The organism is Shewanella sp. BJSY2023SW005, assembly GCF_047314585.1.
Taxonomy (GTDB): Bacteria; Pseudomonadota; Gammaproteobacteria; order Enterobacterales; family Shewanellaceae; genus Shewanella; species Shewanella algae.
Genome location: NZ_JBKORJ010000060.1, coordinates 31,027 through 52,455 on the forward strand (window position 1 = coordinate 31,027; position 21,429 = coordinate 52,455).

General features: G+C 54.4%; 22 protein-coding genes. 15 read left to right on the forward strand and 7 right to left on the reverse strand.

The window, feature by feature from the left end; genetic code table 11:
• Positions 1–85: 85 nt before the first annotated feature.
• From ACMHXI_RS18890 to ACMHXI_RS18910, 5 genes are all read left to right on the forward strand, one after another.
• Positions 86–1,345, forward strand: coding sequence for a cyclopropane-fatty-acyl-phospholipid synthase family protein (locus ACMHXI_RS18890; RefSeq protein ID WP_335923608.1), 1,260 nt, complete (start codon positions 86–88; stop codon positions 1,343–1,345).
• Between the two features lie 3 nt (positions 1,346–1,348).
• Positions 1,349–1,990, forward strand: a complete 642-nt coding sequence (locus ACMHXI_RS18895) for a DUF2878 domain-containing protein (protein WP_413735811.1) — start codon at positions 1,349–1,351, stop codon at positions 1,988–1,990.
• Between the two features lie 12 nt (positions 1,991–2,002).
• Positions 2,003–2,698, forward strand: a complete 696-nt coding sequence (locus ACMHXI_RS18900; RefSeq protein WP_413735813.1) for a hypothetical protein — start codon at positions 2,003–2,005, stop codon at positions 2,696–2,698.
• Positions 2,686–3,285, forward strand: a complete 600-nt coding sequence (locus tag ACMHXI_RS18905) for a DUF3833 domain-containing protein (RefSeq protein WP_165565478.1) — start codon at positions 2,686–2,688, stop codon at positions 3,283–3,285. Before ACMHXI_RS18900 ends, ACMHXI_RS18905 begins: the two co-directional genes overlap by 13 nt.
• A 414-nt stretch (positions 3,286–3,699) precedes the next feature.
• Positions 3,700–3,930 (forward strand): hypothetical protein, encoded by a 231-nt coding sequence (locus tag ACMHXI_RS18910; RefSeq protein WP_413735815.1) that lies wholly within the window; start codon positions 3,700–3,702, stop codon positions 3,928–3,930.
• Here ACMHXI_RS18910 and ACMHXI_RS18915 read toward each other — a convergent pair whose 3' ends face one another.
• Positions 3,931–4,272 carry a DUF3634 family protein gene (locus ACMHXI_RS18915; RefSeq protein ID WP_144220263.1) on the reverse strand — a complete coding sequence of 114 codons (342 nt, stop codon included), beginning with the start codon at positions 4,270–4,272 and terminating at the stop codon, positions 3,931–3,933. It lies immediately after the preceding gene.
• A 208-nt stretch (positions 4,273–4,480) separates the two neighbouring features.
• Between ACMHXI_RS18915 and ACMHXI_RS18920 the strand changes: the two genes are divergently transcribed.
• Positions 4,481–4,663, forward strand: a complete 183-nt coding sequence (locus ACMHXI_RS18920) for a hypothetical protein (protein WP_025890124.1) — start codon at positions 4,481–4,483, stop codon at positions 4,661–4,663.
• Between the two features lie 129 nt (positions 4,664–4,792).
• On the opposite strand, the gene ACMHXI_RS18925 is transcribed toward ACMHXI_RS18920, so the two are convergent.
• The 4 genes from ACMHXI_RS18925 to ACMHXI_RS18940 all read right to left on the reverse strand — a co-directional run bounded on the left by ACMHXI_RS18925 (position 4,793) and on the right by ACMHXI_RS18940 (position 8,854).
• The gene (locus ACMHXI_RS18925) at positions 4,793–5,515 is read right to left on the reverse strand and encodes a TorF family putative porin (RefSeq protein ID WP_371873320.1); all 723 of its coding nucleotides are present in this window, start codon (positions 5,513–5,515) and stop codon (positions 4,793–4,795) included.
• A 119-nt stretch (positions 5,516–5,634) separates the two neighbouring features.
• Positions 5,635–5,997 (reverse strand): cupin domain-containing protein, encoded by a 363-nt coding sequence (locus tag ACMHXI_RS18930; protein WP_071238084.1) that lies wholly within the window; start codon positions 5,995–5,997, stop codon positions 5,635–5,637.
• An 18-nt stretch (positions 5,998–6,015) separates the two neighbouring features.
• Complete coding sequence (locus tag ACMHXI_RS18935; protein WP_025009888.1) at positions 6,016–7,500, reverse strand: CoA-acylating methylmalonate-semialdehyde dehydrogenase; 1,485 nt, start codon at positions 7,498–7,500, stop codon at positions 6,016–6,018.
• Positions 7,501–7,516: 16 nt separating this feature from the next.
• The gene (locus ACMHXI_RS18940) at positions 7,517–8,854 is read right to left on the reverse strand and encodes an aspartate aminotransferase family protein (protein ID WP_115389116.1); all 1,338 of its coding nucleotides are present in this window, start codon (positions 8,852–8,854) and stop codon (positions 7,517–7,519) included.
• Between the two features lie 255 nt (positions 8,855–9,109).
• Here ACMHXI_RS18940 and ACMHXI_RS18945 point away from each other — a divergent pair, with 255 nt between their 5' ends.
• The gene (locus ACMHXI_RS18945) at positions 9,110–10,606 is read left to right on the forward strand and encodes an aldehyde dehydrogenase (RefSeq protein ID WP_096141580.1); all 1,497 of its coding nucleotides are present in this window, start codon (positions 9,110–9,112) and stop codon (positions 10,604–10,606) included.
• A gap of 322 nt (positions 10,607–10,928) precedes the next feature.
• On the opposite strand, the gene ACMHXI_RS18950 is transcribed toward ACMHXI_RS18945, so the two are convergent.
• Together ACMHXI_RS18950 and ACMHXI_RS18955 are read right to left on the reverse strand one after the other, a co-directional pair.
• Positions 10,929–11,150 (reverse strand): hypothetical protein, encoded by a 222-nt coding sequence (locus tag ACMHXI_RS18950; protein ID WP_096141579.1) that lies wholly within the window; start codon positions 11,148–11,150, stop codon positions 10,929–10,931.
• 87 nt (positions 11,151–11,237) lie between these two features.
• Entirely contained in the window at positions 11,238–12,545 is a 1,308-nt protein-coding gene (locus ACMHXI_RS18955) for an NAD(P)/FAD-dependent oxidoreductase (RefSeq protein ID WP_159353326.1), read from the reverse strand.
• A gap of 209 nt (positions 12,546–12,754) precedes the next feature.
• Here ACMHXI_RS18955 and ACMHXI_RS18960 point away from each other — a divergent pair, with 209 nt between their 5' ends.
• The 8 genes from ACMHXI_RS18960 to ACMHXI_RS18995 all read left to right on the forward strand — a co-directional run bounded on the left by ACMHXI_RS18960 (position 12,755) and on the right by ACMHXI_RS18995 (position 21,388).
• Positions 12,755–13,303, forward strand: a complete 549-nt coding sequence (locus ACMHXI_RS18960) for a cupin domain-containing protein (RefSeq protein WP_028780691.1) — start codon at positions 12,755–12,757, stop codon at positions 13,301–13,303.
• A gap of 369 nt (positions 13,304–13,672) precedes the next feature.
• Positions 13,673–14,437, forward strand: a complete 765-nt coding sequence (locus tag ACMHXI_RS18965; protein WP_028780690.1) for a gamma-glutamyl-gamma-aminobutyrate hydrolase family protein — start codon at positions 13,673–13,675, stop codon at positions 14,435–14,437.
• 1 nt (position 14,438) lies between these two features.
• Complete coding sequence (locus tag ACMHXI_RS18970; RefSeq protein ID WP_028780689.1) at positions 14,439–15,788, forward strand: glutamine synthetase family protein; 1,350 nt, start codon at positions 14,439–14,441, stop codon at positions 15,786–15,788.
• Between the two features lie 10 nt (positions 15,789–15,798).
• Entirely contained in the window at positions 15,799–17,172 is a 1,374-nt protein-coding gene (locus tag ACMHXI_RS18975; RefSeq protein WP_096141576.1) for an aspartate aminotransferase family protein, read from the forward strand.
• Positions 17,173–17,327: 155 nt separating this feature from the next.
• Positions 17,328–18,425 carry a polyamine ABC transporter substrate-binding protein gene (locus ACMHXI_RS18980; RefSeq protein ID WP_025009893.1) on the forward strand — a complete coding sequence of 366 codons (1,098 nt, stop codon included), beginning with the start codon at positions 17,328–17,330 and terminating at the stop codon, positions 18,423–18,425.
• A gap of 118 nt (positions 18,426–18,543) precedes the next feature.
• On the forward strand, positions 18,544–19,680 hold the full coding sequence (gene potA, locus ACMHXI_RS18985) for a polyamine ABC transporter ATP-binding protein (protein ID WP_025009894.1): 1,137 nt from the start codon (positions 18,544–18,546) through the stop codon (positions 19,678–19,680).
• The gene (locus ACMHXI_RS18990; RefSeq protein WP_037436682.1) at positions 19,677–20,576 is read left to right on the forward strand and encodes an ABC transporter permease subunit; all 900 of its coding nucleotides are present in this window, start codon (positions 19,677–19,679) and stop codon (positions 20,574–20,576) included. The genes potA and ACMHXI_RS18990 overlap by 4 nt, the downstream gene beginning before the upstream one ends.
• Positions 20,573–21,388 carry an ABC transporter permease subunit gene (locus ACMHXI_RS18995; protein ID WP_025009896.1) on the forward strand — a complete coding sequence of 272 codons (816 nt, stop codon included), beginning with the start codon at positions 20,573–20,575 and terminating at the stop codon, positions 21,386–21,388. The genes ACMHXI_RS18990 and ACMHXI_RS18995 overlap by 4 nt, the downstream gene beginning before the upstream one ends.
• Positions 21,389–21,429 lie beyond the last annotated feature (41 nt).

Here is a 21,429-nt window from a genome sequence, read left to right on the forward strand (position 1 = left end):
GCAGTAAATGGCCTTAGTCCTTTGCAAGAATCCCCTAAAGGTTTGGAAATTTCCCCGAGTGTGACAGCAAACATTGGAGAATGAGATGGAAAACACAGTAGCCAAGAACAGACAGCAGTTGGCCGCCAGCGGCAAGAGTCTATGGGCCAGAGTCATGCAACAGGCCTTGAATGCCTTGGAGGGCGGTTGTCTTAAACTGCAGTTGGGGAGTGAGCAGTGGACCTTCGGCCCGCTCGATGCAGACCTGGTTGCCATAATTCGTATTCACGATGAGCGTTTTTTTCGCCAGGTGATTCTGGGCGGCTCCATCGGTGCCGGTGAAGCCTATATTCAGGGGCACTGGTCCAGCCCGGATGTTACCGCCGTGGTACGCCTGTTTGCCCGTAATCTGCCGCTGCTGGATAAGATAGAGCAGCGGTTTTCCTGGTTTTCCAACACAGTTAGCCGGGTGAAACACCTGCTGCGCCGAAACTCAAAGGCAGGTTCAAAGCGCAATATTCTGGCGCACTATGATCTGGGCAATCCCTTGTATCAGGCATTTCTCGACCCTGAGCTGCTCTATTCAAGCGCCGTCTATCCCCATGAAGAGGCGCAGTTGGATGAGGCGCAGCAGTATAAGCTGCAACTGATTTGCGAGCGGCTGGATCTGCAGCCCGGCATGACTCTGCTGGAAATAGGTACCGGTTGGGGCGCCCTGGCTATCTATGCCGCCAAACACTATGGCGTCAAGGTAACCACTACCACTATTTCCGATGCCCAGTACCAATATGCCAGTGAACGGGTTGCCGCCGAAGGACTGAGTGAGCGCATTACCCTGTTGCGGCAGGATTATCGCCAGCTCAGCGGCCAGTATGACCGTTTGGTTTCGATAGAGATGGTAGAGGCAGTAGGCCACGATTATCTGCCGGGCTTTTTTGCCGGACTGGATGCCCTGCTCAAGCCGAGCGGCAAGCTGTTACTGCAGGCGATCACTATTAAAGATCAGCGCTATGACAGCTACCGCAAAGGGGTGGATTTTATTCAGCGCTATATTTTCCCCGGCGGCTGCCTGCCATCTGTCACCGAGATGACGCGCCACTTGCAGCGGCAAACCTCCATGACCCTCTGGTCGTTGGATGATATAGGTCTCGACTATGCACGCACCCTGAATGACTGGCATGCCAACTTCGATGATGCCAGAGAACGGGTGCGCGAACTCGGCTATGGTGAGGACTTTGTGCGTATGTGGAAGTTTTACCTGAGTTACTGCGAAGGTGGTTTTCTTGAGCGCACCATAAGTACAGTGCAACTGACTGCAGTCAAGGACGGCTATCGTCCGCTCAGCTCAAGGCAAATTGCAGGTTAGGCCATGAGACTCTCATCGCCTTGGTTTTTTCTGCTGCTCAATGCGGCCATTTTCCAGTTGGGCTGGTGGTCTTTGATCCTGTTTGCCAATCAGGCGCTGGTGTTTGCTCTCTTGCTGCTTTGTGTCCAGTTGCTGCTTGTCAATCCGGGCTACCGCTCTGCCCTCATGGCCGAGAATGCCCAGGATGAGAAAAGCCAACGGGTAGAGCAAAGCCAACTGGCAGAGCAAAGCGTAAAGCGCACCGGATCCAGCATGAAAACATTCAACGCCGTGCTGATACCGGCTGTTATCGGCATAGCCATGGACGCCATGCTGCACCTTGGCGGAGTATTTGAGTTTGACAGTCCCTCGCGGCTTTTACCCTTGTGGCTCTGTTGCCTTTGGGGGCATTTTGCCGCGACGTTGGGGGTGAGTCTGGCCTGGCTTAGGGACTTGCCCAGATGGCAGCAGGCGTTCTTTGGCGCAGTGGGTGGCGCCGGCAGCTATCTGGCGGCATTTAGGTTGGAGGCCGTGGCTTGGCCTCTGGGGCAATCGGCTACCTTTAGCTTGTTGATACTCATCTGGTCGCTGCTGCTGCCACTGTTAAGTTATTGCAACCTCAGGCTTGAATGGGGTAAAAATCCCCCAATTACAGGATTTCTCTGACGGAGACCGGCAATGAAACGATTCATCAAGGGTGTAAACAAGGGAGCAAAGCAAGCCGGTAAGCTGCATAACCCAGGCTTTGCCGGGCTGCTGATGATACTGCTTGGTCTGCCCACTCAGGGATGGGCAGACAATTTACAGATTCAAGCACAGACTCAAGCACAGCAGGCTCAAGCGCTGAGCCAAGTGCAGACACCTGAGCCCAAAGCTGCCCAGGTCGAGCCCTCAAAGGCGGAGCTTGCCAGCTTTCGGGAAGTGGGCCGCGGTGAAATGGACTGGTGGTTTATGACCCTTTATCGGGCCAGGTTGCTGACGCCGGATGGTAGTTACCAGCCCAATAGCTTCCCGCAGCAGCTGGAAATTCAGTATTACCGGGATATCCCCGCCTCGCGACTCCTTGAGGCCACCAAACACCAGTGGCTGCATCTGGGATATGACAGAGAGCAGATATCTGCCTGGTTGGCGCTGCTTGAAGGGCTCTGGCCGGATGTGGAGCAGGGGGACAGATTGAGCTTTGTGGCAAGCGGGCCGCAGCAGGGATACTTTCTGTTCAACGACAAGCCGTTAGCCGCGATTGCCATAGATGAGAGCGCTTCGAGCGAGCATAAGCGTTTTGCTGATGCCTTTTTGGCGATTTGGTTGTCAGAGCGCAGCAGTCGGCCGCAGCTGAGAGCCCAGTTGATAGGAGAGCAGGCATGCAAATGTTAATGAGCAGGTTTATCGGTTTCACCAAGGTTTGGTTGTTATTTCTGATGCTAGGGCTGAGCGGTTGCGGCAGTGTCGACATTCATGACTATAGCGCCAGCGAACCTAAGTTGGATCTGCAGCAGTTCTTTAACGGGGAGCTGCAGGCTTCAGGCATGGTGCAAGATTACAGCGGCCAGGTGGTGCGCCGTTTCAATGTGCGGATGACGGGTAGTTGGCAGGGGAATCAAGGTGTGTTGCAGGAGTGGTTTGAGTATGACGATGGTGAGCTTGCCGAGCGAACTTGGCAGATTACCAAGCTTGCCGATGGCCGCTATCAGGGCAGAGCCGAGGATATTCTGGGGGTGGCAGAAGGGCAAGCTGAGGGCTTTGCCCTGCGCTGGCGCTACGACATGCTGCTGAAGTTAGATAGCGGCGAGTATCAGGTGCATTTCGACGACTGGATGTATCAAACGGCGCCGGACACCATAATCAACCGCAGCGAGATCCGCAAATGGGGCCTGACGGTGGGGGAGGTGACTCTGGTGATCCGTAGGTTGAATGAATTTGATGCTAACAAGGAAGCACTCCCGCTGCACAAAAATAATTGAATATTCCTTATTTATTCGTTGGTTGAACAAGAATAATTGCGGCAGGACGTTTTACCGCTTGTGTCTAAAAACATTTGCGGCGTCTATTGGACGTCCAAAATTACTGTGGTTTTGTGGCGATTTCCCTAATTGCTTCATTGCTTCATCGTATTTGCTCCAATGATCACAACAGCTTATGTCTCTACTGAAGAAATGATGCTCATTTAAGAACGCGTCACAGGCTGCGCAATAGAACAGTGAGCAGTCCTGCTCAAATTGATCTCCATGTATATAGTGCCTTTGGTTCATTTGCATGTTGTCTCCTGAATAAACGCTATCAATTATGGTACGCCATGACTAACGCCGAGTCTCAGCCTGGGTTAAGCTTAGCTCTGTTTTAATAACAACCATCTCTCAACACAGGTTTCAATATTGATGAACAACAAGTCTCTGCTGCTGCCATGGGTTTCAATGGGCTTACTGGCACTGGTATCCCTTGGCGGCTGCTCGAATGGTATCGATTTCAGTTTTGAAGCGCCCGAGGAGGAGCGGGTGAATCCCAATCTTCCCGACGAAGATCCCATGGCACAGGATAACCAGAGGATCATAGATGATGCGCGCCGGGAAGGTAAAATCGACCCTCAAGTGTTTCCCGCTAAACGCTGATCAGCCTAGTTGTTTGCTGTTGTCGCTCTGCTTGCGGTCATAGTATTTGAAGGGAAATAGGTTGCGCAGGCGCTGAATATTGGCATCTCCGGCATTGGCGCTGATGTGCAGCCGCACCTCACCACTGCGTTCGGCGCGTACTGTACAGGTGAGTTTCTCTTTCTTGACCAAGGCGCGGCATTCGCGTTCAAACCTCTCCGGGATCTTACCCTTGTGGGAGGTCATACGACCGTCCTTGAAATGCATTTCAAATATTGTCACCCCTTTTTTGTTAGTGAAAACCAGTTTGTAGATAAGCACTAACGCCAGGGCGATAAAGAATATTTTTAACATAGTGGCCATAGTGAGACTCCTTGTTTCACCAAGAGTGAATACTGTTATCCGGGTGTTATCTTATATCCTCAGTTATACCTGCAAGCGGTAGCGTTTGACAGTGCATCCAAGGCGGATTTTTGTGATAAGGCTAAAAGGACTGGCAAATTGGCTATCCTTGGTTATTATTTGTTCAGGAATATCTGTTTTACCACAAGCCAAGATCAAGGATGAAGCCATGTACCTTTCCAATGCCGAGCGCTGGGCGCAAATCTGTGACAAACAAGTGGAACTGATGGGAAAGCTCAGTGAGCAGTTTCCCGAGCGGCGAGAACAACTGCAACACCTCACCCATAGCTGGCAAGACGTCAAACAACAGGTGCGTCAGGGCGATACCCCTCACATACCGCCACTGCGTTGAGAACTGAATCAATTTATAAAAAAGAGCCGCTCAGGGAGCGGCTCCTTTACTTTTGGTTGGTGGGAGGAAGATGGGGCTTGCCCGTGCAGGTCTGTCCTATGGCTTGCCTGGGCAGCGCAATTTTGCTGCTTAGAAAGCGTAACTGACACTCGCCAGCACAGTGCCGTCATTCTGGAAGGTGCCACTGCTTATCTCGGCATCCGAATCTATATCTGTGTCCAACCAGGCCACAGACAGACCAAAACCGGCAATCTCAGTAGAGACACCTATGGAGTAATCCAGATATTTGCCCATATCGTCATCGGGCGCATCGCCGAAGTTGTAACCCAAGTGCATATCCAGGCTCCAGTTTTCGGCAAACTCATAACTATAGTTCAGCTCGGCATAGTGATAGTCCAGATCTGAACCCGCATAGTCATTGGTGTACCAGTAGGCAGCCCTAAAATCACTGAACTCCAGGCCGAAAGAGATTTCGTTGTAGTCCTGAGAGACATTGTCGCCCGGGTACATATAGCGCAGCAGAGTAATGTCATAGGCCAGGTTGTCGTTGATTTCACCGGCGTAACCCAGGTAGACATCCAGTTCGAAATCGGCACCCACCTGATCCTCTTTGGGAGTACCATCTTCATCGAATTCCACATTACTGGCCCAGGCCCCGACGAAGAAACCCGAGTCGTGACTCCAGTCCAGCCCGCCCTGAACGGCAAAATCACCGGCGGTTTGTGACACGGCCCTAAAGCGGTAGTCATTGGTCACGGCTATCTCGCCGCTGACTTCGGCCATGGCAGAGGTTGAGGTTATGGCGCCGCCAAGCAGCAGTGCCCATAGCAGAGGGTTGGATCTTCTTATCACTTGGTTCACAAGCTCTTCTCCCTTCTTTGGTTTGCCGGCCCCGTCCGGGAAGATTCCGGCGCGACCTGGTTTATGCCAAACAACAGCAGCTATGCTGAGACCTCATGGCGGTTTTGTTTTTATCTGTTGGATTCAAACACCACATAGAGCTTGCGGCAGGGAACCGTTACCTGCCAGCTGCCGCGAAACCCGGCCGGGATCACAAACCTGTCGCCCGGGCCAACTTCGAGACGATTTCCCTGCTCATCGCTGATGACACTGTTACCCTCGAGGATTTCGCAATACTCGTGCTCAGTGTAGTCAACTTTCCAAGCACCTGTTTCGCTTTGCCAAATTCCGGTATGAAACTGCTCACAGGGGCTGGAGTAATGGTTCTCCAGCCGTTGGCGCGGCGCGCCCTGCAGACGCTTTTCCTCGGCGATGGAGTATTCACTTACCTCGGGAGTATTACGCGCCAGTACTCTGATATTGTTAATGTGCATCAGGCTCTCCCTCTCTCCCTATTTCATGGTCGGCATGATGAAATCGGCACTCAGCTGTTTGGGCCAGCGGGCGGTAACGGCTTTGCGCCGGGTGTAGAAGCGAACTCCATCCGGGCCGTGCATATGCAGTGGGCCAAACAGCGAGCGTTTCCAACCGCCGAAACTGTGAAATGCCATGGGCACAGGGATAGGCACATTGACCCCCACCATGCCGACTTGCACCGAGTGGCAAAAGTCGCGCGCCAGCTCGCCGCTCTGAGTAAAGATGGCTGTGCCGTTGCCGAACTCATGTTGATTGATAAGAGCCAGCGCCGAGTCATAGTCGGCCACCCTGACTATGCAAAGCACTGGGCCGAAGATCTCTTCCCGGTAAATCTGCATCTCAGGGGTTACGCCATCGAACAGGGTCGCACCGAGAAAGAAACCTTCGCTGTCTGCCAAGGTATTGCGGCCATCGACCAGACAAACTGCGCCCTGCTGTATACCGCTGTCTATATAGCTGCAGACCTTGTCCAGATGCGCGCGGGAAATAAGCGGCCCCATTTCCATACCCGGCTCCAGACCGTTACCTACCTTGAGCGCGGCTATTTTTGGTTGCAGTTTTTCTATCAGGGCATCGGCCACATCAGCAACCGCCAGTACCACGGAAATAGCCATACAGCGCTCGCCAGCAGAGCCATAGGCCGCACCCATCAGGGCGTTGCTGGCCAGTTCCAGATCGGCATCCGGCATCAGCAGCATGTGGTTCTTGGCGCCGCCGAGTGCCTGTACCCGCTTGCCGTGAGCCGATGCCTTGCTGTAGATATACTCGGCCACAGGCGTAGAACCGACAAAGGAGATGGCTTGAACATCCTGATGGCAGAGCAGGGTATCTACTGCCAGCTTGTCGCCGTTGATAACATTGAAGACCCCATCCGGCAGCCCGGCCTGGGTCAGCAGCTCGGCAATTCTGAGTACCGGCGCCGGATTCTTTTCCGATGGCTTCATCACAAAGGTATTGCCGCAGGCGATGGCAATCGGGAACATCCACATGGGAACCATCACAGGGAAATTGAACGGCGAAATGCCGGCAACCACCCCAAGCGGTTGATTGATGCTCCAGGCATCGACGCCAGTGCCAACCTGCTCCGTGTGTTCCCCCTTGAGAAGATGGGGAATGCCGCAGGCAAACTCCACCACTTCCAGCCCTCGAACCAGCTCGCCCCTGGCATCCTCAAGCACTTTGCCGTGTTGCAGGCAGATAAGCTCGGCCAGTTCATCCATGTGGGCTTCTACCAGGGCTTTGAAGCGAAACAGTACCCGTGCCCGGTTAAGGGGCGATACCTTTGACCAAGCGTCAAAAGCCTGCTTGGCCGAGTCTATCGCCCGTTCTGTATCTGCCTTGGAGGCGAGGGCGACTCTGGCTTGCTCTTCGCCGTTGGCTGGGTTGAAAATGGGCAGTGAAGCCTGAGCCTGGCTGCCATCTGTCTCATGTCCATCTATATAGTGGCTGTAAATACGCATAACTATCCTGTGTGCTTCAGTCGACGGTTTGGATGGCGTCGGCCAGGGTGGAAATCAGTTGATCTATTTGGGACTCTTCCACTATCAGTGGTGGTGAGAGGGCGATGATGTCGGCGGTGGCCCGTACCAGCGCACCTTGCCAGAAACAGCGCTCGAAAATCTGATAGCCGCGTTTGCCAACACCTTGCGGGCTGGGGGCCAGCTGAATGCCACCCACCAGGCCGGTATTGCGAATATCGATGACATTGGGCAGCCCCTTGAGACTGTGCAGCGCCTGCTCAAAATAGGGCGCCAGCGTTGTAGTGCGCTCAAACAGCTTTTCGTCACGGTAGATATCCAGGGTGGCCAGTGCCGCCGCGGCCGCAACCGGATGCCCCGAATAGGTATAGCCGTGAAAGAACTCGATCATTGCCTCAGGGCCCTGCATACAGGCATCGTGAATCGCTTGCTGCACAAACACCGCGCCCATGGGGATGGCGCCATTGTTGAGCGCCTTGGCCGTGGTCATTATGTCTGGGGTCACATCCCAGTGGTTGCTGGCAAAAGCGCCGCCCACCCGACCAAAACCTGTAATCACCTCATCGAATATCAGCAATATGCCGTACTTTTGAGTGATCTCCCGAAGGCGCTTGAGATAGCCCTTGGGTGGCAATATTACCCCGGCCGAGCCTGACATGGGCTCGACGATAACGGCGGCGATATTCTCTGCGCCATGCAGGGCAATTAGTCCCTCGAGCGCCTCGGCCTTGTCGGCGCCATGCTCGGGCAAGCCGCGGCTGAAGGCGTTGGCTTCCATATCCAGAGTGTGGGGTAGATGATCGACGCCGCCGAGGAGCTGCGGGCTGAAACCTTTGCGGTTATTACCAATTCCGCCCACCGAAATACCGCCAAACCCCACACCGTGATAGCCCAGCTCACGGCCGATAAAACGGCTGCGGCTCGGCTCGCCATTGGCTCTGTGGTAACACAGCGCCAGCTTGAGTGCGGTGTCGACTGACTCTGAGCCCGAGTTGGTAAAGAAGATACGGTTCATGCCGGGCGGGGCGATTTCACTGAGGCGCTCGGCCAACTCGAATGCCAACGGATGACCCATCTGAAAACTGGGGGCATAGTCCATTTCGCGGATCTGACGGCTGACCGCCTTACTGATCTCCGCCCGGCCATGGCCGGCATTACAGCACCAAAGACCTGCGGTGCCGTCCAGCACCTGACGGCCATCGACATCCCGGTAATACATGCCTTCGGCCGAAGCCAGTAGCCTGGGAGTCTGCTTGAATTGACGGTTGGCACTGAAAGGCATCCAGTAATGCTCAAGATTGCCCTGTGTTTTCGCCTGTTGTTTTAGCTCTGCCATAAGCATTAACCTTAGTGTTGCGGGCTTGTTAATGGTGATTGATATTTCGCTATGCTATGTCAGAAATAATGAACATGGAAGGCCTGTGTGCAATTATTTATGCCAAAAAATCTATTTTTGTAAAATATATTGAATTTATGCCGTGCTCGAGGCTAATCTGGAGCGACCCGAATAACTCGCGATGGCTGCACGAGTTGGCCGCGATAGGCCTACTGAGGTAGTGGAATGCCCGCTTGCAAGCAGATGAGAGGATTTATGAGTACACCGCAAACCCGTCAGCAATGGCAGCAGTTGGCTGCGCAATTGCAGATCTGTGGCCAGGCCTTTATTCATGGAGAGTATTGTGCAGCCGTATCCGGCGAGACCTTCGATTGCATCAGCCCTGTGGATGGCAACAAGCTCGCCGCCGTAGCCAGTTGCGATCTGGCCGATGCCGAGGCAGCGGTGGCCAGTGCCAGAGCCAGTTTTGAATCCGGAGTCTGGTCGCGAATGGCGCCGGTAGAGCGCAAAAAGGTGATGATACGCTTTGCCGATTTGCTGGAGGCGCATAGCGATGAACTGGCCTTGCTGGAAACCCTGGATATGGGCAAGCCAATCCGTTTTTCCAAGTCGGTGGATGTGACCAATGCCGCCAGGGCCTTGCGTTGGTCCGGCGAAGCGGTTGACAAGATTTACGACGAAATAGCGCCCACCGCTGACAATGAAATCGGCATGATCACCCGTGAGCCTGTCGGGGTAGTGGCCGCGATTGTGCCGTGGAACTTCCCCCTGCTGATGGCCTGCTGGAAACTGGGGCCGGCGCTGGCCAGCGGTAACTCTGTTATCCTCAAACCCTCGGAAAAATCCCCTTTGACGGCGATTCGTATGGCTGCCATTGCCTTGGAAGCCGGGATCCCGCCCGGAGTACTCAATGTATTGCCCGGTTTTGGTCATACAGTTGGCAAGGCGCTGGCGCTGCATATGGATGTCGATACCCTGGTGTTTACCGGCTCCACTAAGATAGCCAAGCAACTGATGGTCTACGCCGGTCAGTCCAATATGAAACGTGTGTGGTTGGAGGCCGGTGGCAAGAGCCCCCACATAGTCTTTAACGATTGCCCGGATCTCAAGGCCGCGGCGCAGGCGGCAGCTTCGGCCATCGCCTTCAACCAGGGCGAAGTTTGCACCGCAGGTTCGCGCCTGCTGGTGGAGTCCGGAGTCAAGGAGCAACTGATAGCGCTCATTATCGACGAGCTCAAATCCTGGCAGCCGGGGCATCCGCTGGATCCGGATACCGTCAGTGGCGCCGTGGTGGATCAGCAGCAGTTGCAGACTATTCTCGGTTATATCGAGGCGGGTAAGCAGCAAGGTGCTGTGCTGGCCTGTGGCGGCGAGCAACTCATGGCTGAAACCGGTGGCGTTTATGTGGCGCCGACCCTGTTCCGTGAAGTGAATAACCAGATGAGTATCGCCCGCGAGGAGATCTTCGGCCCTGTGCTGAGTGTGATTGAATTTGAGGGAATGGAGCAGGCGATAGCCATTGGCAACGATACCATCTATGGCCTGGCGGCCGGTGTGTGGACTTCTGATCTCAGCAAGGCCCACAGAACTGCCAAGGCGCTGAGAAGCGGCATGGTGTGGATCAATCATTATGACGGCGGCGATATGACGGCGCCTTTCGGTGGTTATAAGCAGTCGGGTAACGGCCGAGATAAGTCGCTGCATGCTTTTGATAAATACACAGAAATTAAGGCAACCTGGATAGCCATTTAATTGGTTTGCTGTCATAGACAATCCCCCTGCCTTGCGGGGGGATTGTCGCTAAGGAAGGTGCGAACAAGTCCCATGCGTGCTCTGCGTCGGCTTACAAGCCTGGATGCAAGGCGTGGTTCGCAGCAAATGGCCCTAGTCCTTTGCAAGAAGCACAACACAGCAGGCAGGCTTGTAAGCCACGCCCTTCGGGGCTTGCACAGCAATCGGCTCTCATCGTTATCCGACTTCGACAGGCCCCGGCATGCCTTCAGTCAGATGCCTTGAACGCCAATTGCTGTGTAAGCCAGAGTGCCGCGAGGACTTATTCGCACCTTCCCTAAGTTCAGGGCTTGAGGTGTTCACGCACAGGTTCAAACAGCGCATCGAGTAGCACTTGAGTGCGGTTATCTTCGACTCGCAGCTCCAGCCAACCGTCACTGCCGAGAATTTCAAGCTGCCTGCACACGAGTTTCGGCGGTGAGGCTTGCAGTTCCCCCTTGAGGCGAAAAATCCCCTGCGGCGTATGAATGCGGCTGATATCGAAGGGAGTATTCACGACTGCCACAACGCCTTTGCTGTACTTACTTTCAAAATGGCTCCCTATTCAACATACACTTGTCTTCAAAACAGGCTTTTTCAAGACAAGCCTTGTTCAGAATAGATCCTTGAATCTATGGTACAGCATGCCTGCCGCCAGAATGGGCGAGCGCAGCGCCGGGCCACCCGGGAAGGTCATATGCTCTATTGAGGCAAATATATCGAAGCGCTCAGCCTGCTGACTGATAGCTTCTGCCAGCAGACGACCCGCCATATGGGTGGCATTGACGCCATGCCCGGCATAGGCCTGGGCGAAATAGATGTTGGGGCTATCCGGCAACCTGCCTATCTGCGGCATACGGTTGGCGCCTATTCCTATCATGCCACCCCACTGATAATCTATTTTCACGCCCTTGAGCGCCGGGAAGACTCTTTCCATATTGGGCCTGAGCGCGGCGCAAATGTCCTTGGGATCTCTGCCCGAGTAGTTGCACAGCCCGCCAAATAACAGGCGGTTGTCGGCCGACAGATGAAAATAGTCCAGTGCTATGCTCATATCGGCGAAGGCCATATTCTGCGGAATAATGTCAGCGCAGAGAGCTTGCGACAGGGGCTCGGTCGCCAGCAGATAACTGCCGGCCGGTAGCACCTTGCCGCCGATATGAGGTTCGAGTTTGGCACCTATATAGGCATTGCCGGCCAAAATCAGATAGCGGCAACGGACTTCACCGCTCTCAGTCCTGACCCGTATCTGCTCGCCCTTGATGATTTCGGTGGCGGCGCTGTCTTCATAGATGTTAACCCCCAGGCTTCGGGCTGCACGGGCCTCGCCGAGGGCCAGATTCAAAGGGTGCAGATGGCCGCTGCCCATGTCGCTGAGCGCGCCGAGATAACGCTCAGAGCCTATGACTTCGGGCAACTGCTCCTTGGATAACAGCTTGAGTTTATGTGGGTAGCCAAGTTGCTCAAGCTCGGTAAGCTCCTGCTCAAGCTCCTGCATATGTCTTGGTTTCAGCGCCAGATCGCAGTAGCCCCAGCGCAGATCGCAATCGATTTGATATTGCGCGATCCGTTGCCGGACGATGTCGACGGCTTCAAAACCCATCCGCTTGATAGCCAGCACACCTTCTTTACCTATACTGGGCTCAAACTGTTCAATATTATGGCCAATACCGCGGATCAACTCTCCGCCATTACGCCCTGAGGCGCCCCAGCCCACTTTTTTGGCTTCCAGTATGGTGACCCCAAAGCCACGTTCAGCCAGTTCTATGGCACTGTTGAGGCCGCTGAAACCTGCGCCTATTACGCAGACATCTGTCTCCAAGGACTCTTCCAGCCTGGGATGCTGAAACAGTTCTTTGGCGGTCGCATGGTAAAAAGAGGCGGGATAGTTGTCACTGTGAATGGGGGACTGGATTGGCATCATGGCTCCGTTCTTGTTATAAGTTTGGACTCGGCTGGTTACATCCGACGGTCGTCGCACTCTTGCCTTCAAAGTGTTCGTTTTATTTAACATGCTTTTGTCATATAATACAAAACAATTTCACCGGGACCCTGGTTGCCCTTGTGCAGAAGCCGCTGCCGACCGTGTCCTGTAACCGCCTGATAAGAGATTTTTGGGGGATTTGCGATTTGGATATAGGTGCCAGCCTCAAGGCTGTTAGAAAGATGAAAGGCCTGTCCCAGCGTGAGCTGGCTAAACGCGCCGGGGTGACCAACAGCACCATCTCTATGATAGAGAAAAACAGTGTCAGCCCTTCAGTCAGTTCACTCAAGAAAGTGCTTTCGGGGATCCCCATGTCGCTAGTGGAGTTTTTCTCCATAGGTGAAAACGGCACTACCGAGCAAAAAGTGGTGTATCGCTCCAATGAGCTTTTGGACATAGGCACTGGGCCACTGGAGTTCAAGCTTATTGGTCGGGATTATCCCAACCGTGCCATGTCTGTGATGTCGGAGACTTATCCCCCGGGAGCCGATACGGGTGAAGAGATGCTGCGCCACGAAGGGGAAGAAGCGGCGCTGGTGATCACCGGTCGCTTTGAACTGACGGTCGGTGAAGAGGTGTTTATTCTGGAGGCCGGTGACAGCTACTATTTCAATAGCGAACAACCACACAGGTTCCGAAATCCTTTCGATGAACCCTGTCATCTGGTCAGTGCCACCACTCCTGCCAACTTTTGATCTTCCATTTCCTCTGCTGATTGCGATTTGCTGCCCGTAAATTCACTTCGGGCAGCATATTTGCCTGTAAGTGTAAATAATATCGACCGTATAACCCCGTGTGCACCGAATTGGTGCCCGCTGAACCAGTGTGATGCAAAGCCAATTTTTTGCCTTGTTCAAGCTTGTTTACACCTATCTCAAACACAAGGTGTTTTTAAATATTCATTTAAAAATAAAAGCTTAAACAATTTTAGTTTGAGGCTGCGTTTAACAGGATATTAACCTCTTGCCTGTGCGAAAAAATCCGTGTAGCGTGTGAAAAAATGAACATTTGCTTTAGTGAATGTTCAAAACTGAGACCTGGATTTGAGTGTTTTGGGGTGAGATATGGCACAGGCAGCAATGGCGTTGGTGGGTGTAACCGCATGCAATGAGCAGTTGGGGCTGCATCCTTTCAATATTGTTGGCGAGAAATACCTCTTGGGCGTGGTCGAAGGTGCCGGAGCCTGGCCCCTGGTGATCCCGGCATTGGGGGCCGATACCCCGATAGCACAACTGCTCGAACGCCTGGACGGCATATTGTTTACCGGCTCCCCCTCCAATGTTGAACCTCATCATTACCAAGGCCCGGCCAGCGAACCGGGCACCCACCATGATCCCAAGCGGGATGACACTACCTTGCCTTTAATTCGCGCTGCCATAGAGGCCGGAGTGCCGGTACTCGGGATCTGCCGCGGCTTTCAGGAAATGAATGTGGCTTACGGCGGCAGTTTGCACCAGAAGCTCTATGAAGTGGGTGGTTTTATTGAACACAGAGAAGACAAGAGCGCGCCGCTGGAGGTGCAGTATGGCTTGTCCCACGAGGTCAGCATAGAACCTGGAGGGATGCTTTTCGACGCCTGGGGCCGTAGCCATGCGATGGTTAATTCCGTCCATACTCAGGGCGTGGAGCGCCTGGGTCAGGGGTTGCGGCCTGAAGCGCATGCTCCAGATGGTCTGATTGAAGCCTTCTCTGTCACCGACGCCAAGGCATTCGCCTTGGGAGTGCAGTGGCATCCGGAATGGCAAGTCAGAAATAACCCCTTCTACAGCGCAATTTTTAAGGCCTTTGGGGAGGCTTGCAGTCTTAGGGCGCAACAGCGGAATAAATAATATGAATAAGCTTGAAGCCTTCTTAAAAGAACAAAAAATAACCGAAGTTGAATGTGTTATCTGCGATATGACAGGTATCGCCCGCGGTAAAATTGCCCCGGTAGACAAGTTTATCGATGAAAAGGGCATGCGGCTGCCCGAGAGTGTGTTGCTGCAAACCGTGACCGGTGATTATGTCGATGATGAGGCCTACTATGGCCTGCTCAACAGCGCCGATATCGACTTTGTCTGCGTGCCCGATGAAAACGCGGTCTTTATGTTGCCCTGGACCCTGGAGGCCACGGCTCAGGTGATCCACGATACCTATGACAAGATGGGCAATCCGCTGGAGCTGTCGCCGCGCAACGTATTGAAAAAAGTGCTCAAGCTCTATGAAGACAAGGGCTGGGAGCCTGTGATTGCCCCCGAGATGGAGTTTTATCTCACCAGTCGCAGTGACGATCCCGATCTGCCACTCAAGCCCCCGGTTGGTCGTTCCGGCCGCGCCGAATCAGGACGTCAGTCCTTCTCCATCGATGCCGCCAATGAGTATGACCCCCTGTTTGAGGATATGTACGACTGGTGTGAGGCGCAGGAGCTGGATATCGACACCCTGATCCACGAGGAAGGCACGGCGCAGATGGAGATCAACTTCAGCCACGGCAATCCACTGGCGCTGGCGGATCAGGTGTTTGTGTTCAAACGCACCCTGAGAGAGGCCGCCCTCAAGCACGGCGTCTGCGCCACCTTTATGGCCAAGCCTGTGACCAATGAGCCTGGCAGCGCCATGCACCTGCATCAGAGCGTTATCGACAAGGAAACCGGCAAGAATATCTTCACCCGCGAAGATGGCACCATGAGCCAGAACTTTCTCAGTTATATCGGCGGGCTGCAGCGCTTTATGCCGGAATTTTTGCCGTTGATGGCGCCCAACGTCAACTCATTCCGCCGCTTCCTGCCGGGCACCTCGGCGCCGGTCAATCTGGAGTGGGGCGAGGAGAATCGCACCTGTGGCCTGAGGATCCCTGAGTCTTCACCGCAAAATCGCCGCATTGAAAACCGTATCCCGGGGGCCGATGCCAACGCCTATCTGGCCATTGCCGCCAGTTTGTTGTGCGGCTATTTGGGAATCGTTGAAGACGTGAAACCTTCGACGCCGGTGCAGGGCCGGGCCAACGAAGACCGCTCGGGGATCTCTTTGCCGCAGACGCTGGAAGAGGCGATGGCCATGATGGAAGAGAGCCAATATTGCCGTAAATATCTGGGGGAAGACTTCACCACAGGTTTTGTCGCGGTCAAGCGCGCCGAGCTTGAGAATTTCCGCCGGGTGGTGAGTTCCTGGGAGCGGGAATTCCTGCTGCTGACTGTCTAAGGAGGGAGAGATGAAATCACAACAGACCCAAGGCTGGCAGGCCAAGGACCATGCCCACCACTTGCATCCCTTTACCGATCCCAAGGCGTTGAAACAGGCCGGCGGGCGGGTGATCACCCGCGCCGATGGCGTCTATATCTGGGATTCACAGGGCAATCAAATTCTCGATGGCATGGCCGGACTCTGGTGCGTCAACATGGGCTATGGCCTGCGTTCCATCGCCGATGTGGCGGCACATCAGTTACTGGAACTGCCTTACTACAACAGCTTCTTTCAGTGCAGCCACCCGCCGGCGATTGAACTGGCCGCCGAGATAGCCGCGCTGGCACCACCTCATATGAACAAGGTGTTCTTCACCGGCTCTGGCTCAGAGGCCAATGACACCAACTTGCGCCTGGTGCGTCATTACTGGGACATCCAGGGCAAGCCGGAGAAGAAAACCATTATCTCACGCCACAATGCCTATCACGGTTCCACAGTTGCCGGTGCCAGTCTTGGTGGCATGAGTGGTATGCATGCCCAGGGCGATTTGCCCATTCCAGGCATAGTCCACATTGCTCAACCTTACTGGTATGGCGAAGGCCAGGGACTGTCTGCCGAAGAGTTTGGCATTCGCTGCGCCCGCGAGCTTGAAAGCAAGATCCTCGAGCTGGGTGAAGACAAGGTGGCGGCCTTTATTGCTGAGCCTATTCAGGGCGCCGGCGGCGTGATAGTCCCGCCGGACAGCTATTGGCCGGAGATCAAAAAGATCCTCGCCAAGTACGACATATTGTTCATCCTCGATGAAGTGATCACCGGCTTTGGCCGCACCGGCTGTTACTTTGCCGCCGAGTATTACGATCTTGAGCCGGATCTTATCACCATAGCCAAGGGGATGACTTCGGGCTACGCCCCCATGGGCGGAGTGATAGTGTCGGATAAAGTCGCCGATGCGCTGGATAAGGGCGGTGAATTTGCTCACGGCTACACTTATTCGGGCCATCCACTCAGTGCCGCGGTGGCACTGGAAAACTTACGCCTGATGAAGCAGGAAAACATAGTCGCCAAAGTGGCCGAGGAAACCGCGCCTTATCTGCAGCAGCGGCTGCGGGAAGTCTTGGCCCAGCATCCGCTGGTGGGTGAGGTGCGCGGCGTTGGCATGGTGGCCGCGCTGGAACTGGTCGCAGATAAGGCGAGTCATCAGCGCTTTGCTGCCGAGCTTGGGGTAGGTACTCAGTGCCGGGAGCATTCCATTGCCAGTGGCTTGGTGATGCGGGCGGTGGGAGACACTATGATCATCGCGCCACCCCTGGTGATAACCCAGGCTCAAATCGATGAATTGGTAACAAAGGCGAAACAAGCGCTCGATATGACCTACGCGGATGTACAAAAATCGAACGACTAAGATTGCCTGCCATTGGCGGTAAGGGCATGATATACCTTGCTGCCAAGGCGCCGATGCGGGTTTTAGGGAGTAGCATTGGTGACACTAATAACAATGACAATAAGTTAACAATTGAAGGCGGGTTACAACCGCTGCTACCCGTAAAAGGAGAGAGCATGAAGCTATTGACCAAAGTAACGTCTGTGGCACTGTTGGGAGGCCTTGCGGCCGCTGCCACGGCCCAGGCCGAAGAAGTCGTCCGGGTATATAACTGGAGTGACTATATCGCCGAAGATACCCTGGCCAACTTCCAGAAGGAAACCGGGATCCGGGTGATCTATGACGTGTTTGACAGCAACGAAGTGGTTGAAGCCAAACTGCTTTCCGGCCGCTCCGGTTATGACATTGTCGTGCCTTCGAACAACTTTCTTGCCAAGCAGATCAAGGCCGGGGCCTTTAAGCCTCTGGATAAAAGCAAGCTGAGCAACTATCAGAATCTGGATCCCCAGTTGATGAAACAGCTGGAGAAGGCCGATCCGGGCAATCAGTATGCCGTGCCTTACCTCTGGGGCACCAACGGTATAGGCTATAACGTCGCCAAGGTAAAAGAGCTGCTGGGAGAGGATGCTCCCACAGATTCGCTCGAACTGATGTTCAACCCCAAGTATGCCGAGAAGCTGTCATCCTGCGGCATGTCCATGCTGGACTCGGCCGATGATATGGTGCCGCAAGCGCTGATCTATCTGGGATTGGATCCCAACAGTACCAAGGCGTCCGACTTTGACAAGGCCGGTGAAGTGCTGGCCAAGATACGGCCTTATATCACCTATTTCCACTCATCGCGTTATATCTCGGATCTGGCCAATGGTGATATCTGTGTCGCCTTCGGTTTCTCCGGCGATATCCTCCAGGCGGCTACTCGCGCCGATGAGGCAGGTAACGGCAACAAGATTGCCTATGCCATTCCCAAGGAAGGCGCCAACCTCTGGTTCGATATGTTGGCTATTCCTGCCGACGCCGGCAATGTCGACAATGCGCTGACCTTTATCAACTACCTGCTCAGGCCGGAAGTGATAGCCCCCATCTCCAACTATGTTTCCTACGCCAACCCCAATGTACCGGCACAGAAACTGGTGGATGAGTCTATCCGCAACGATCCCGGCATCTATCCACCACAGGCAACTCTGGACAACCTGTATGTGGGGGAAATTCGTCCACTCAAGGCCCAGCGGGCCCTGACCCGGGTTTGGACCAAGGTTAAATCCGGCCAATAACAATAACTCAGGGGCCAGGTGCCCCTTCATTGTCTGATTGCGTAGTACAGGCAAACTTTACTCGTTCCACCAGCGGCGGCCGCTGAGCCGCCCATTTGGTATTTTGCGGAGAAGTATTATGGCAATCACCTCGGGCATTCCTGTCAAACCCAATAATAAAACCCAGGATGAAGTGCTGCTCAAAATCGAGCGGGTCAGCAAGCTCTTTGACGATGTTCGCGCCGTGGATGATGTGTCGCTGACCATCAACAAGGGCGAGATCTTTGCCTTGCTCGGCGGCTCAGGCTCAGGCAAGTCGACTCTTTTGAGAATGTTGGCCGGTTTTGAAAAGCCTACCGAAGGACGCATTTTTCTCGATGGTCAGGACATTACCCACCTGCCACCCTATGAACGCCCCATCAATATGATGTTCCAATCCTACGCCCTGTTTCCCCATATGACGGTGGCGCAGAATATCGCCTTCGGCCTCAAGCAGGACAAGTTACCCAAGGCTGAAATCGAGCAGCGGGTGCAGGAGATGCTCAAGCTGGTGCATATGGAAAAATATGCCCGCCGCAAGCCGCATCAACTCTCCGGCGGTCAGCGCCAGCGGGTGGCGTTGGCCCGTTCTTTGGCCAAGCGGCCGAAACTCCTGTTGCTGGACGAGCCCATGGGGGCGCTGGATAAAAAACTGCGGACTCAGATGCAGCTTGAAGTGGTGGAAATTCTCGAGCGGGTGGGGGTGACCTGTGTCATGGTTACCCATGATCAGGAAGAAGCCATGACCATGGCCGAGCGGATTGCCATCATGAGCGATGGCTGGATAGCCCAGACCGGCTCGCCTATGGATATCTATGAAAGTCCCAACAGCCGGATGATTGCCGAGTTTATCGGCACAGTGAATCTGTTTGAGGGGGAGATCACCGCCGATGAGGTGGACCATGTGATCATTCAGTCAGAGAGCCTGAACCAGGCGTTTTACGTGGGTTATGGGGTGTCTACCAGCGTCGAGGACAAGCATGTCTGGTTGGCGGTCAGGCCGGAAAAAACCCTGATCAGCCGCGAGCAGCCCGAAGAGCAATACAACTGGGCCAAGGGCATAGTTCACGATATCGCCTATCTCGGTGGTTTCTCCGTGTATTACATTCGCCTTGGCAATGGTCAGATAGTCCAGTGCAGCATGACCAACCGTGAACGCCGCGCCGATCACCCCACCTGGGATGATGAAGTCTATATCAGCTGGGAGGACACCAGTGGCGTGGTGTTAAGATCATGAAGAAGCTCAAGTTAGGATTCAAAGGCCGCCACCTGACCATAGGCTTTCCCTATCTGTGGTTGCTGCTGTTTTTCGCGCTGCCGTTCGCCATAGTATTGAAGATAAGCTTTTCCACCGCGGCGATTGCCATTCCGCCCTATGAGCCAAGTTTTCAGTATGCCGACGAAGTGCTGCAGGTATTTATCAACCTGAGTAACTATCTGTTGCTGCTCAGCGACTCCATGTACTACTCGGCCTATCTCAACTCGCTCAAGATGGCGCTGGTTTCCACCCTAGGCTGTCTGCTGCTGGGGTATCCCATGGCCTATGCCATTGCCCGGGCGCCGGCCAGGTTGCAGACAGTGCTGCTATTGTTGGTGATGTTACCCTCCTGGACCTCATTTCTTATTCGGGTCTACGCCTGGATGGGGATTTTGAGTAACACAGGGCTTATCAATAACCTGCTGCTGGGGCTTGGGATTGTTGATGAGCCGCTGCAGATGCTCAATACCAATCTGGCGGTGTATATCGGCATCATCTATGCGTATCTGCCCTTTATGATACTGCCGCTGTACGCCACCTTGGTGAAGCTGGATGTCAGCCTCTTGGAAGCCGCGGCGGATCTCGGCTCCCGCAGTCTCAATACTTTCTGGAAGGTGACTTTGCCCCTGTCCAAGAGCGGCGTCATTGCAGGCTCCATGCTGGTGTTTATTCCGGCCGTGGGGGAGTTTGTGATCCCCGAGCTGCTTGGCGGGCCGGACTCGCTGATGATAGGTAAGGTGCTGTGGCAGGAGTTCTTCAACAACCGTGACTGGCCGGTGGCTTCATCGCTGGCGATAGTGATGCTGGTGCTGCTGATTGTGCCCATCACCCTGTTCCATCGCTATCAGAGCCGCAGTCTGGAGAAAGAGATATGAAGAAGCTGAGTTTCTCGACCCTGATGTTATGGATTGGGCTGGTGTTTCTGTATGCCCCCATGTTTATTCTGATTTTCTACTCTTTCAACGCCTCCAAACTGGTAACTGTCTGGGGTGGCTTTTCCGCCAAGTGGTACGCCGAGCTGTTTGCCGATCAGCAGATACTGGATGCGGTCTGGACCAGTCTGCAAATCGCCTTCTACAGCTCGACCATGGCGGTGATCATAGGCACTATGGCGGCCTTTGTGATGACACGTTTTCGTCGCTCCTGGGCCAAGCTGACGCTGTCGAACATGATTACGGCGCCCTTGGTTATGCCCGAGGTGATCACGGGTCTGTCGCTGATGCTGCTGTTTGTGCATATGTCGGATCTGCTCGGCTGGCCGGCTGAGCGGGGCAGGATGACGGTCTGGATTGCCCATTCTACCTTCTGCGCCGCCTATGTGGCCGTGGTGGTGTCATCGCGCCTCAGGGAGTTGGATCTCTCTATTGAAGAGGCGGCGATGGATCTGGGGGCGACACCGCTGAAGACCTTCTTCCTGATAACTGTGCCCATGATAGCCCCGGCGCTGATGGCGGGTTGGCTGTTGTCGTTCAGCCTGTCGCTGGACGATCTGGTGATTGCCAGCTTCGCCTCGGGACCTGGCGCCACTACACTGCCTATGGTGGTGTTCTCCTCGGTGCGGCTCGGGGTGTCCCCCAAGATCAACGCCCTGGCGACACTGATCATTCTGGTGGTATCCCTGATCGCTTTCCTGTCCTGGTATCTGGCGCGCCGCGCCGAACGCCGTAGCAGACAAACAGAGGAATAACAATTAGGCGGTTGGCTGTGACAGCCACCGCCGCTATTTTT